Origin of the sequence: Pantoea alfalfae (assembly GCF_019880205.1) — a bacterium.
In the GTDB taxonomy this organism is placed as follows: domain Bacteria; phylum Pseudomonadota; class Gammaproteobacteria; order Enterobacterales; family Enterobacteriaceae; genus Pantoea; species Pantoea alfalfae.
The window spans coordinates 3462845-3475456 of record NZ_CP082292.1; the positions used below are offsets into that span (position 1 = coordinate 3462845).

Sequence of the window (12612 nt, forward strand, 5' to 3'; positions counted from 1 at the left end):
TTGTCAACCCTCCATACCGCTAATAGTGATCATATCTTCATCCGCTTTTGCACGATAAACCCTGGAGCTACCATCATAGAATTTGATGTCTCTACTAGACTTAGCCTGTTCAGCAATTAATTCAACAAGTTCATCCAATAGAACAATAGCATTTTTATCGTATTTATTTGGGCGATATCCATTATTGAGTTTGTTCAAGAGCTCAAAGAGATTAAGGCCAATATGAAAAGAAGGAAGTGCATTTTGTCCGACCTTTAGATAGATATCAAAACCCGTTGGATGGGCAGTATTTTTATTACGAATCGCGTCCCAGTCAGGCTTAATTTCTACGGGCGCAGTTAATTTTACTCCACCGAACTCACCCAAGAAAAACTCTTCTTTCTGCATGCTTAATTCCGGTGCTCTACGGTTAGCATAGCGCTGTATACCCGCAATAAGCTCAAAATTATAGAAACGATTCAATAATTTTTTTTGTTCCGGGTCTCCAGTATAATTTCTATGAAGACGCCAAATTTTTGAGTAACGCTCAAACAACGATTCATTAAAGAATGCAGAAAAATTCTTATGGTAATTATTCCCCAGAGATTCGTCTTGAAGAAGCCAAAAAAGGCGAACTAATGAGGTCGCATCACCAGACCTAACACATTGGCGATCAAACTTAATATGCAATGTCTCAAGAGCAATTAAAAAATCATCGAGATCGTTGTCAATCAGTCCAAGCTCATAGCGCAAAATAAACTGATCAAGTTCATAGGTATGCAATCTGGCGGGATCGAAATCTGAGACTTTTTTGATCAAATCATTTTCTGAACCAGTAAATAAGTTATCAAATAAGTATCCCGGCCCCATAAGAAGATGATGCAGGAAATCTAGCAATGTTCTGGTGGTTACAAATTGATCTTTTATTAATCGAGCTTTAAAAAGTTGCGTAATCAAAACATTCTGCACACCCGGCAAACAAAGCAATTTAAAGTTCGCGACTTCTTTCAGATCGGGATTGATAGCCTCATCTCTCCGAAAAATAAACTGGAATAAGTTATCATCATTATCGCCAGTTAAATTATCTAATAATTTTTTGATAAATGATGAGTATTGTTTATTTTCTTCAAAATGGAATTTAGGATAATGTTCAAAATCAAAAAAAATGCAATTCCCATTCTGATAAGGACGGCTTGCACTCTGCTGAGCGGATAAAAAAGAGTCAATTGCAGATCGAATCGCTTGGTGGCATTCAGCACCTTCTCTGGCAAAATTTGCAATCATGCCGGTGTTGATACCAATGAGAAGAGGGGATGATTGCTGATGATGATTAGTAAATAGATTATTCAGGGCATCAATAGCTGATTGCCTAGGAGCAAAACTGTGTGTGGCATCCATGTGGAAATTAAATTGCCGCTGATAACGAGGATTTGACTGACAACGGGCTAAAATTTCTGACTTTCCATCTCCGCTGCTCCCACACAGAAAAATGATTTCACCGGGTTTAGCAACATCGAGATAACGTTGCAAATCAGTCTCAATATCTTGTTTTACAAAGAGTTGTTCTTTTAACTGATCGAGTTCATCTTTCTGACGATGTGTTACAGTGGTGACTGAAAACGAAGATGACTTCGCAAGTACACCCAAAGCCTTTTGTAATGTGATTGCGCTCATAACCGCACGGTCTCTGATGTGGATTTGTAACCATTCTATATAAACGTAAATATTAACTCTACTGAACATTGAGCAAATTTATTAGTTTAATAATGCTCCAACCATGCTTTGCGAGAGCAGACTCTAAAGCAATCTGGTTGACTTCAGGACATAGATGTTCAGATCTGGCCTCCGGTCAAAGCCTGAAAACTTTAACCTCATAACATTCAGATTCCATCTGCTGTTTAAAGGGATTGTACCTACCATTTCTGGTAGAGAGAATTATGCTACCAATCAGCTAACATGTTGTATTTTATATTTTTTTAAACGAGATTAGGTGTTGACTAGCCAAATTTTTATGTCATATTTAGCTTGAAAGCTTGGTAGGGAAACATGTTTTTAACGCAGCATAATGACACATATGGGTTTTAATTGAAGGTATCCTGAAAGCCTTCATAGTCCTTGATTGATTTAAAAGGCCATCTGACGTAACAGTTATATTTATCCAATCCATCAATTGTCCTCTCATAACCCAAATCAGCAGAATCCAGTAAGACTATTATGCTTCATCATTACTTTTAGTTAATACGTTTTACCAACCTAAGATATAAGCAGATTGTATGGGCAGAATTATTTTATTGGTGAAGGTTGCGAATAGAGGTTCAGGGTAAAGATTGAATCTGATGCGAAACCCTCAATTCCAGAGCGACAGGCACAAAAAAAGCCGCCCTTGAGCGACTTTAATTCGTATACCTGGTGCCGAAGGCCGGAATCGAACCGGCACGCCTCGCGGCGGTTGATTTTGAATCAACTGCGTCTACCGATTTCGCCACTTCGGCACTGAAGGGTATGCGGAAAACGTTGAGGATTATACCGTTACCCCCTGTTTCCGCAACCCTTATCCGCAGGCAGAGGTGCAACTGCTGAAAAAACCGTCTTTTGGGTTCTCCGGGACACAGCATAACCTCCTTGTTGAAGCTGCCTGCTCCCCCTCGCCCGCCGTAAAGCATTCACGTCAGCCATCAACTTTACTGGCATAACAAAAGCGCTAACCCGATACAGCCTTCACATCAGTCACCAGCGTCGGAAGATCCCACGTGCCGCCTGCATGGATATACCGGCACATGCCGGTTCCGCCCTCATAGCTTTTGCGGAAGGCCTGGCCGTCCCATACCCAGCTTTCCTGGCTCATGCAGTCACCGATACCCCGGCCTTTCTGCACGCTGGTAATCTCGCCCTTGTCGTAATCGGAGCCGGAAATGGTCACCAGTTCAGGCTTGCCTTTCAGCTGATTATCAATGACCCAGTAGCCATATCCTTCGTTATAAGCGGCACGCCAGCAGAGCGCCGAAAGCAAAGCGTGTGTGTCATCCAGTGGCGTAAGCGTGAGTCCGTCGGTTTCCGGATCGCTGTTTTCTGCAGGTGAATACAGGCTGTCGCACGTGTCATCATCATTATGATTGACCGTTGCAAGCAGTCGGGTTTTCAGTGCGTCGTTTTCTGTAGCGGTCAGCAAACGCGGTTCGCCGCCGAGAGTTTTAGCCGCCTGAATAACCGGTGCCGGCACAGCCTTAGCTACGCTGCTTTCCGGCTTATTGCCCTTTTTGGTGAGCGCACCCGGCGTGCCGATACGGCCCTGCACGTCGTCCGCTTTCAGCAGCACGGCATAAGCGCCTTCGCCGGAAAGCTGGAATGGCTTGGTGCCGCCTTTAAATTCAACTTTACCGCTGCCTTTCACGGCGCTGATTACTGCAGCGGTCTGACTGGCTGACATTCGCCAGTTGTCATCAGCCGCCACCAGATCGCCAGCGGATTTACCATTGATCCACAGCGTCAGATTTTCCGCCGGTTCGCTGTCATCTTCGGTGTCGCCCAGCGTCACTTCTCCCACTGTCTCCGTTCCCGGTCCAGCAGCACGGGTGAGCAGGATAGAGCCGGAGGGATCCTCTTCTTTGGCATAACCGGCAATGCGGCAAGTCCGAGTGTTATCACAGACAACTTCCCAGTCTTTGTGCTCAAGCGTTTTTCCGCTCTGAGCGGCCTGAGCCGACAGGGAGAGCGCCGCCAGCACGAAAAGCATCGGTTTACAGTTCACTTTAATCCCTCAAGTTTTAATTCTGATATCAGTGCTGATATCACTCTCACCACGGGTCAAAACAGGCGCAGGAGTGCCATACCTCCCTGTCGTTTTACAATCGCCCCAGGGTCATTTTCTGTACCTCGGCCGCTGGATTGGCCTCTTTCACGGCGGCAAGAAAACCGGCAAAATCCCGATTAAAAAGGCTGTAGTTGTTCAGGACTCTGAACTCCCTTTCGGTGCGATAAGACCCGGTGACGTAACGCACCAGCCATACTCTACGATTACTGACTTTGGTTCCGGTGACTTTTATCCTGATAATATTTTCCAGCGGCACTTTGCAAAGCGTTTCGCCTTCACGCTGCTGATACAGGAAGTCGCTGTCATAGTAATAATCTTCCGTGTTCATGCCCAATTTTTTCAATATCGGAGTGTTAGCCGATATCTTTTTCATCTCGCCTGGAGAAGGTGGGAGCCCTTTTTTAAGGGGCAAAGGCCTGAAGAAAGACCAGATGAGCAAAATGAAAAACGCTAACGAAAGCAGTGAAATAATAAACGAAAAAATCTGATGCATTTAAACATCCCGGACTGCGCGGATAGTTTCTGATTATATCCAGGAAGATATGACGCCGTTATCCGTTTTTACCGCTCTGAGCAGCGCCTTTTCCAGCAATTGCAGAGGCGAGCCAGCCGCCTGCATCGGCAAGCGCTGGCCCCACTTCAGACAATTTTCATAAGCGGCAAATCAGACGTTTATGCTTATCCACCAGTTGCTCCAGTAACTGTGCCAGCCTATCCTGAAGCTCCTTTTCCGGCTCCCTGCTCTTAGCCTCTGCCAGTATTGCAACAGCTTCTGCTGGCAGTGAGGCTTGCGGCCAGGCTTCCAGCGCATTCAGTGCTTTATTACGGCTAAACGTCATCGGGCTTTTTAAGCCTGTCCGGATCAGTATCCAGCCCTGTCCGGGAAAACGGCTTAAATCCTGCAGGACAAAACTGAGCGCCGAATGCTGCTGATATAGCGGCCCTCTCCCCTGGGATTTTTGCGGTCCGCAACTGATGGCAGTCAGATCCAGTTCGCTTTCTGCCAGCGCGATAACCTGCGCGATATGATCCGGATTATCGGTTTGCATCAACTGATACCAGAGGACGCTTTCCGGTTTTTCACGGTGCCGCTGATAAATTGCTGGCCACGGATCGCCTTCCTGCTCTCTGCAAAGCTGAAGTGCCGTATGAAAAATCATGCTGTCATCATCATGCAACCCGGCCTCAATCAGCGCGGGCCACTCGGGTAAAGCACGGATCTGCTCGCATAGCCCCCTCAGATGCTCCCTCTCCGCCTCGCTGGCAAACGTTTCTTCACCCATCAGCCTGCCGATTTCGCCTGCAACCTTATAATGCAGCAGGTCGCCTGCTGAGCCTGGCAGGATATGCGCGAGGTAACGCTCGCACGCCTGCACGGCATAGGTATATTCACCGATACCGGGGCCGGGCTCTCCGCTGATCATGCCGCGCAGGATTTCAGCGGCGCCCTGAAGTAATTGCGCATCGACCTCGCCTGCAAGCGCATCGTGCAGCAGGCCATACTCGGCACAGTGCCAGGCGGTATATTCCACCATCACTTCATTCTTATACCCCTCCCTTAATAGCCACTGACGAAGGGCATGATCCGGCGTTTCTGGCAACCGCTCGATCAAATGGATACGTCCCCAGCCAGCAGTGCGCTTCGCCAGCGCCAGCCACGCCAGCGCGAACTCCTCCGGCGGCAGGATAGCCCGCATCGCTACTACGGCATAAAGGGTGAATTCATCATGACTGCCTAACGTCTGAAGAATATTCACGCTTTGCTGATACGGGAAAAACGCCATTAGCGCCATCGCTAATTTCACCACCTGACGGTCAGGTGCCTGCGTTGCCAGAAATAGCACCAGCGCCCGCAGGCGGCGGGCATCAATAGCCTGAGAAGCGCCCATCATCCTCAGCAGATCGTCGATAAAACCAAGAGGCGTATCCTGCTTTGCCAGTTGATAAAACGCCTGCATATTTTTACTGCTGCTCCGCCGCAGTACGCGGATGATCGCCTGCGTCACCTGAGCCGCTTTTTCCTGGTGACTGTCGTTCGCCACATGATGACTGAAGACCCCGTCTAACGCACCAGGCGCCCAGCGGAGTAGGTCTTCGCCATCCTGTGCCACAGGTTCGTCAGGCAGCGTCATAGCAGCTTGAGGCAGCACGCCGGTTGCTTCCGGCCACTTGGCCAGCCAGTCATAAATAGCGCACTGCTCTGGTGGCCATACGATGGGAAAACGCTGTTCGTCAGGTTGACGGAAGATATTGGCGATCCACTCTTTCATTTTATATTCCTTTATTTTTCAGTCACGCCATGCTCAGTACGGTTTTCATCAGCAACGCATCCAGATCGCGGCTGTCGCGCCGCTCGCTATCCGGCAGCGTTTCACTGACGCGCCCTTCATCCAGGCACTGGCGGATGAAAGCATGGATGCGATCCATCCGCTCACCATATTCCGCTTCGCCTGCGCGCTGCTTGCGTGCCAGCAACTCTTCGATTTCGGCCAATAGAGAGGGATCCGTTACCGTCCCTGCCAGCAAATCGTCGAAACGCATTGGCGGCACACCTTTTCCGGCCTCTATCCACTGCACCGCCAGCAGTGGGCGCAAAACGTAGAAGTACTTTTTCAGCCGCACGCTGTCGCCCTGAAGATATCCCCGAAAGTTCTTTTTAGCCATAGATAGATAGTGCCAGCGCGCCCGCAATGGCGAAAACCAGTCCGGTATCCTTTCCCGCAAATCAGCGACGATAGCCTCCTCCTGCTGATAGATGACAGGCGAATCCAGCCACTCGATCAAGGTAGGGTTGGCTCGCTTTAACAGACCCAGCGCTTTTCGCCACTCCCAGCCGCAGACATCCAGCGTATCGTCGATCGGTAGCTCGATAACGTCGCGCGGTGGCTCAATACGCAGATACCACTCCGGTTTATGCACATAAAGAAAACGCACATCATAATCGCTGTCTGGTGAGGCAAAGCCCCAGCCACGACTGCCCGACTCGCAGGCATACAGCACTTTGACTGAATGCTCTTCTTCTATCTGGCGCAACACGCTACACACGCGCCCGCGCATTACGCTATCCACGCCATGCAATCCTGTTCTCATTTTTTTATCCTTTTACGCAAACAACCTGTGACAGCGTATGCACCACTTCCACCAGAGAAGACTGGGCAGCCATTACGGCATCAATATTCTTATAAGCCATCGGGATTTCGTCGATAACCTCTTTATCTTTTCGGCATTCTACGTGCGCCGTAGCACGTCGCTGATCTTCCACGGTAAACCGGGCTTTCGCCGCCGTGCGGCTCATGGTTCGCCCCGCGCCGTGACTACATGAGCAGAAGCTCTCTTCGTTACCCAGGCCGCGCACGATAAAACTTTTCGCACCCATTGAGCCGGGAATAATACCCATCTGCCCTTTTTGCGCTGATACCGCGCCTTTGCGCGTCACCAACACCGACTCGCCAAAGTGCATTTCCCGCTCCACATAGTTGTGATGGCAGTTCACTGCTTCCAGGTGCGTACTAAAAGGCTTACTGATGACACGGGACATCGCCGCCAGCACACGCTCCATCATGGCTTCGCGATTATGGCGGGCGAAATCCTGCGCCCAGCTCACCGCTTCCACATAGTCGTTAAAATGCCTGCTGCCCTCCCTAAAATAAGCGAGGTTACGATCCGGCAGATTGGCGATATGACGCTGCATATCTTTCTGCGCCAGCGCGATAAACAGATTACCGATGGCGTTTCCTACGCCGCGCGATCCACTGTGCAGCATCACCCAGACCTGCTGGCATTCATCCAGGCAAACTTCAATAAAGTGATTGCCCGTCCCCAGTGTTCCCAGATGCTGATAGTTGTTGGTTTTGAACAGCGCGGGATGCTTCTGCGTCAGCGTATTAAAGCGCGGCGCCAGTTCAGCCCAGTGGCGATCCACCTCCTGCGGCGGAGTCTGCCAGGCACCCTTATCGCGACGGGAGCGGGTATTCGTACGGCCATGCGGCACCGCCTGCTCAATGGCACTGCGGACGCCCGACAGATTGTCCGGCAGATCGCTGGCCATCAGCGAGGTGCGCACCGCAATCATGCCACAGCCAATATCCACGCCGACCGCCGCCGGGATAATGGCGCCTTTAGTCGGGATCACGCTGCCGATGGTGGATCCTTTGCCCAGATGCACGTCTGGCATCACCGCCAGATGGCGAAAGATAAACGGCATTTTTGCCGTGTTCAGCAGTTGATCGCGCGCTTCTGGCTCAACCGGCACGCCGTTAGTCCACATTTTTATCGGCACGCCCTTTTCCTGCTGGAGGGTCTGATAGCTATTTTTCATTTTGTTCTCCTAGTTGCTGTGGCTTAGGTATTGCGAATGCCGTGCCAAAAAGCTCACCCTGCACAATAAAATTTATCACCTTGATTATTAAAGTTATTTACAATCAGGGCACCGCACAGCATTGCCACAACTCATAATGGAACTTATCTTATCGGATAAGTTATTTATCTTATGGGATAAAAATGAAAGCTAACGTGGTGATAGGTGTGCTGGGTACTGTGCTGGACAGGCGTGGCAAGCGGGAAAATCGCTGGAGTAAATGGCGGCCAACCGTCGCGCTTTGCCAGCAGGAAGATCTCAGGATCGATCGGCTGGAACTGCTCTATCAGCCACGCGATATCAACATGGCACAGCGAGTGGCTGAAGATATCATTCAGGCATCCCCCGCCACTGAAGTTGTGCTGCACAGCGTTAAGCTGGCCGATCCCTGGGATTTTGAAGAGGTTTACGGCAGCTTCCTCGATTTTGTCAGCCGCTATCCTTTTAATACCGACGCCGAAGAGTACCTGGTGCATATCACTACCGGTACACACGTGGCACAAATCTGCTGGTTTTTACTGACTGAAGCCCGCTATCTGCCCGCACGTCTTTTGCAGACCTCACCAGCCAGTAAGGGATCTGAGACGCCTACTGCACTCGGCCACTACTCCATAATCGATCTCGATCTTAACCGATACGCCACACTGACCAGCCGTTTTCAGCGCGAACAGCAGCACTCCACCTCCTTTTTAAAATCTGGCATTGAGACGCGAAACCCTACGTTTAACAGACTGATCGAGCAGATTGAACGTGTGGCGCTCCGCTCCGACTCTCCGATGCTGCTGACCGGCCCAACCGGCGCGGGCAAATCTTTCCTTGCGGAGCGCATCTATCAACTGCGTCATGCCCGCCACCGGCTAGCGGGTAAATTCGTGGCGGTTAACTGCGCTACTCTGCGCGGTGACAATGCGATGTCCACGCTGTTCGGCCATGTCAAAGGAGCTTTTACAGGTGCACAGCAGGCACGTGGCGGCCTGCTGCGGGAAGCCGATGGCGGCATGCTGTTTCTGGACGAGATCGCCGAACTGGGGCTGGATGAGCAAGCGATGTTACTGCGTGCCATCGAAGAGAAACGCTTTTTCCCTTATGGCTCAGATAAAGAAGTCAGCAGCGATTTCCAGCTGGTCGCCGGCACGCACCGGGACATGCAACAGTGGATTGCCGAAGGCCGCTTTCGCGAAGATCTGTTTGCCCGCATCAACATGTGGACGTTTCAACTGCCGGGACTGGCCGAACGCCGCGAAGATATTGAACCCAATCTGGATTTTGAGCTGGCGCGTTACACACGTGAACAGCAAACGCAGGTGCGATTTGATAAAGAAGCGAGAAGTCACTTTCTGCGTTTCGCCTGCTCGGCAGAAGCCAGCTGGCGAGGCAATTTCCGCGAACTAAGCGCTTCCGTCACACGTATGGCGACCCTGGCGGAACAGGGAAGGATTTCTCTGGAACTGGTAGAAGAAGAGATTGCCCGGCTGCGCACCAACTGGTGCTCTCCGGTTGTGCTGGCTGCCCAGCCAGATCCCCCTTTAGCGCAGTACGATCTGTTTGATGAGTGCCAGCTACAGACGGTGTTAAGCGTCTGCCGCACGGCAGATTCGCTTTCCGAAGCGGGGCGACGCCTGTTTGCCGTCTCCCGCCAGGGGAAAAAACAGCCCAACGATGCCGATCGCCTGCGTAAGTATCTGGCACGGTTTGGGCTGAGCTGGGAAGAGGTTAAAAGATAAAGCACCTGTTGGCCTTCGTAGTTGTAATACTGCACTGCACCAGATAACGCTGGCCATTAATTTCCAGGTCGCGCCAGAGCTTTGTCGCCATTTCTGGCATTGCCTCAATAATAGTTATCTCTATTTTTGAGCAGCATTACATTGCCAATCTGTTGCTTGTCGACTCCTCCCTAAACACCATCCTGTTCCCCCCAAAACGCAAAAGAGCCAACCTCGCGGTTGGCTCTTCCTTGCATCTTCACATCGGGTATCAGCGATACCCATCAGCGCCTGTCGTTGTCAGGATGAGCGCCTCAATGCGTATGGTCATGATGCAGCTTGTTTTCGACCTTATCCTTCACTTCGCCAGCTTTATCCTTCACTTTCTCAGTCAGGCTCTCTTTGTGGTCATGGTTGTGCGCGCCGGGTGACTGTGTCGCTGCACCCGCTGCAGCAGGTTTTACCCCTGCTGTCGTACCCGGAAGCTCGCTCTCCAGACCACCGCGTGCATGGTCGATCTCCACTTCCTGACGACGCACCGTGTCGTTAATCGTCTCGGTACGATCGCTGCCGTCGGTACGCACCACCACTTCTTCTTTCACGTGGGTCGTTTTGTTGATTACCGGCTGCTCATGCGTCTCAGCGACTTCGACGGTTTTCTCGGACCAGTCCACTTCACCGGCCAGCGCGGGTTCATTCACCGAGCGGCGGAAGATGTCAGCATGCTGCTCATGCAGCGAGATATCTTCAGAGACGGTATCGGTCACGGTATAGCGTCGTACGCGGGTGGAGCCTTCGCTCACCAGACGTTTACCCACTTCCACCTGCTCTTCGGCCAGACGCAGAATGTCAGCTTCGCTCTCATCACCGGTCAGCGAGGTGCGTAGCGGCTCAGCCGGGCGGTCGTTGGTCTCACCGGCAAACTGCTTGCCTGCGGTCGGGTTAATGCCCGGTGCGGTGGTGCCGTTCCCGACTGAGCTTTGCATACGTGACGGCACATCTACCGAGTCATGAGAATGGAGAATCGTCATGGCGCGGGCCAGCTTCTCCTCCTCAGTACGGATGGTCAGCACGACGCCGCCCTTGTCCATTGCTCGGGTATACACATCCGCCTCATCTTTATCGACGTCGTGCCCAAACAGACGCTGCCACAGGCTCGGATGGCGGACAGACTGCCCTTCCTGCTGCAAACGTTCTCCACTGATAAGACTGATGTCCCGATCAGAAAAGCCTGCTTTCACGAGATTTCTTTTCGCGGCCTCTGCCTGAATTGCAGAATCGAACAGTGTTACGATTTTTTCCTGTGCCATGATAGGTTCCTCTCTGTTAGCTGATTTGATCGTCATCTCTCTCAACGTTCACCTGCTGCTCACGTCGGGTCACCACCTCCTGAAAAGGAACATTCTCCTGCACTTTTCGGATGTGGATTTCCTCTTTAAGCACCAGCTTTCTGACGATTTGGATTTCTTCCTCTACTACCGGGACAATCAGTACACCATTCTCTTCCCTGATTTCGGGCATCGTTTCAACGGGCTGCGCTTTCGCTACATGCTCAACCTCAACCTTCTCCTGGGTAAGCAGTGTACTGATGACCTCGTCATGTTCAGTTGTGGAACGGGTAACGCGGACATGTCCATCCACAATCTTTTGCTTCGTCAGGGCTATTTGCTCTTCAGCGAGTTTAAGCGTGACCTCTGCATTATTATTGTGCTCTGGCTGTCCAGCCATAATATCACTCCCGTTAAATTAAATATCTGCCACAACTGCCTGACACAGTGATTAAGCATGAACACTCTCGCTGATTTCGCAAGCCGGGATAATAAAAAATATCAGCAACTCAATTTAATTACCGCACATAAAACTGCATTAAAAAACAGCGACATGGCTTATTTTACCGCTGCGACAAAAAGAAAAATTAGTTAATAATCAATACTTTAAAAATAAGTCATTTCACAGGTAAATATTAACCACCCAGACGTAATTACTTAAAAATGCGTTTATAAGCAAAGCGGTAACTTTAATTTAAACCAGGACGATTCCTGATAAACACCGTGAGAATATTAAAGAATGTTTCAGCAGAAGCGCTAATTAACGCACCAGGGGAAGTCATCTCACGAAATAATAACACCCGTGCTCATCCGGATATTTTATTGCCTCTATTACAGAAGATTCCCAAAGCGTTATTTATGAAGGAAGTTCAGGAACTTTCTGGTCGTCAGACTCTCTTAGCAAAACTGAATACGCAGATACTGAGGTTAAGATGAAACAGGCACAACGCAGTGCATGGGGATGGGGACTGGCGGCACTTCTGGTGGCAGGCAGTGCATCAGCGGCAAGCTGGCAGGATCAGCTGAGCAGTGCAGCATCGCAGCTCAGCCAGCAGAATAACGGCAGCACCACCCAGCAGAATGGCGGCATGTCACTGTCTGCTATTACCAGCATGCTGGGCGGCGGCGACAAAGCGGTCAGCGCCAACAGCATGACCAACGCGGCCGGTGTGATGCAGTACTGCGTCGAACATAACGTGGTGAAAAACAACGTGCAGTCGGTTAAAGATCAGGTGCTGAGCAAGCTCGGTCTGAATACCACCACCGCGCAGGAACAGAAAACCGACTACACCCAGGGCGTGGCAGGACTGCTGAACACCGGGAACGGCCAGCAGTTGAATCTGCAAAGCCTGAGCAACTCGCCGATGGGCGAGAAGCTGAAAACCAAAGCCTGTGACGTGGTCCTGAAGCAGGGCAAAAACTTTATCTCCTGAT

The 12612-nt window shown here is 50.6% G+C and carries 11 protein-coding genes and 1 tRNA gene; 3 read left to right on the forward strand and 9 right to left on the reverse strand.

The window, feature by feature from the left end; genetic code table 11:
• Positions 1–3: 3 nt before the first annotated feature.
• The 7 genes from dptF to K6R05_RS16265 form a co-directional block, all read right to left on the reverse strand.
• Positions 4–1653, reverse strand: coding sequence for a DNA phosphorothioation-dependent restriction protein DptF (gene dptF / locus K6R05_RS16235; protein WP_222924642.1), 1650 nt, complete (start codon positions 1651–1653; stop codon positions 4–6).
• 733 nt (positions 1654–2386) lie between these two features.
• Positions 2387–2471: transfer RNA gene (locus tag K6R05_RS16240), tRNA-Leu, on the reverse strand.
• A gap of 209 nt (positions 2472–2680) precedes the next feature.
• A complete protein-coding gene (locus K6R05_RS16245) occupies positions 2681–3712 on the reverse strand; it encodes a DUF1176 domain-containing protein (RefSeq protein WP_222925503.1) in 1032 nt (343 codons plus the stop codon).
• Between the two features lie 109 nt (positions 3713–3821).
• Positions 3822–4283, reverse strand: coding sequence for a hypothetical protein (locus tag K6R05_RS16250; RefSeq protein ID WP_222924643.1), 462 nt, complete (start codon positions 4281–4283; stop codon positions 3822–3824).
• Positions 4284–4440: 157 nt separating this feature from the next.
• Positions 4441–6060, reverse strand: a complete 1620-nt coding sequence (locus tag K6R05_RS16255) for a hypothetical protein (protein ID WP_222924645.1) — start codon at positions 6058–6060, stop codon at positions 4441–4443.
• Positions 6061–6082: 22 nt separating this feature from the next.
• Complete coding sequence (locus K6R05_RS16260; protein WP_222924646.1) at positions 6083–6880, reverse strand: nucleotidyltransferase domain-containing protein; 798 nt, start codon at positions 6878–6880, stop codon at positions 6083–6085.
• Positions 6881–6884: 4 nt separating this feature from the next.
• Positions 6885–8108, reverse strand: a complete 1224-nt coding sequence (locus K6R05_RS16265; RefSeq protein WP_222924648.1) for an RtcB family protein — start codon at positions 8106–8108, stop codon at positions 6885–6887.
• Between the two features lie 182 nt (positions 8109–8290).
• Between K6R05_RS16265 and rtcR the strand changes: the two genes are divergently transcribed.
• Complete coding sequence (gene rtcR / locus K6R05_RS16270; protein ID WP_222924650.1) at positions 8291–9871, forward strand: RNA repair transcriptional activator RtcR; 1581 nt, start codon at positions 8291–8293, stop codon at positions 9869–9871.
• Positions 9872–10164: 293 nt separating this feature from the next.
• Here the strand turns inward: rtcR and K6R05_RS16275 are convergent, their stop codons facing one another.
• On the reverse strand, positions 10165–11160 hold the full coding sequence (locus tag K6R05_RS16275) for a YsnF/AvaK domain-containing protein (protein ID WP_161731922.1): 996 nt from the start codon (positions 11158–11160) through the stop codon (positions 10165–10167).
• A gap of 16 nt (positions 11161–11176) precedes the next feature.
• Positions 11177–11578 carry a DUF2382 domain-containing protein gene (locus tag K6R05_RS16280; protein ID WP_161731920.1) on the reverse strand — a complete coding sequence of 134 codons (402 nt, stop codon included), beginning with the start codon at positions 11576–11578 and terminating at the stop codon, positions 11177–11179.
• A gap of 57 nt (positions 11579–11635) precedes the next feature.
• Between K6R05_RS16280 and K6R05_RS16285 the strand changes: the two genes are divergently transcribed.
• Together K6R05_RS16285 and K6R05_RS16290 are read left to right on the forward strand one after the other, a co-directional pair.
• Positions 11636–11773, forward strand: a complete 138-nt coding sequence (locus tag K6R05_RS16285; RefSeq protein ID WP_222924651.1) for a hypothetical protein — start codon at positions 11636–11638, stop codon at positions 11771–11773.
• Between the two features lie 337 nt (positions 11774–12110).
• Entirely contained in the window at positions 12111–12611 is a 501-nt protein-coding gene (locus tag K6R05_RS16290) for a YjjA family protein (protein ID WP_222924653.1), read from the forward strand.
• The last annotated feature ends 1 nt before the right edge of the window (position 12612 follow it).

Coding starts and splice junctions, on each gene's coding strand:
- K6R05_RS16265 (WP_222924648.1), bottom strand. CDS start 8,108: ATGAAAAATAGCTATCAGACCCTCCAGCAGGAAAAGGGCGTGCCGATA.
- K6R05_RS16250 (WP_222924643.1), bottom strand. CDS start 4,283: ATGCATCAGATTTTTTCGTTTATTATTTCACTGCTTTCGTTAGCGTTT.
- dptF (WP_222924642.1), bottom strand. CDS start 1,653: ATGAGCGCAATCACATTACAAAAGGCTTTGGGTGTACTTGCGAAGTCA.
- K6R05_RS16285 (WP_222924651.1), top strand. CDS start 11,636: ATGAACACTCTCGCTGATTTCGCAAGCCGGGATAATAAAAAATATCAG.
- K6R05_RS16260 (WP_222924646.1), bottom strand. CDS start 6,880: ATGAGAACAGGATTGCATGGCGTGGATAGCGTAATGCGCGGGCGCGTG.
- K6R05_RS16290 (WP_222924653.1), top strand. CDS start 12,111: ATGAAACAGGCACAACGCAGTGCATGGGGATGGGGACTGGCGGCACTT.
- K6R05_RS16245 (WP_222925503.1), bottom strand. CDS start 3,712: ATGCTTTTCGTGCTGGCGGCGCTCTCCCTGTCGGCTCAGGCCGCTCAG.
- K6R05_RS16275 (WP_161731922.1), bottom strand. CDS start 11,160: ATGGCACAGGAAAAAATCGTAACACTGTTCGATTCTGCAATTCAGGCA.
- rtcR (WP_222924650.1), top strand. CDS start 8,291: ATGAAAGCTAACGTGGTGATAGGTGTGCTGGGTACTGTGCTGGACAGG.
- K6R05_RS16255 (WP_222924645.1), bottom strand. CDS start 6,060: ATGAAAGAGTGGATCGCCAATATCTTCCGTCAACCTGACGAACAGCGT.
- K6R05_RS16280 (WP_161731920.1), bottom strand. CDS start 11,578: ATGGCTGGACAGCCAGAGCACAATAATAATGCAGAGGTCACGCTTAAA.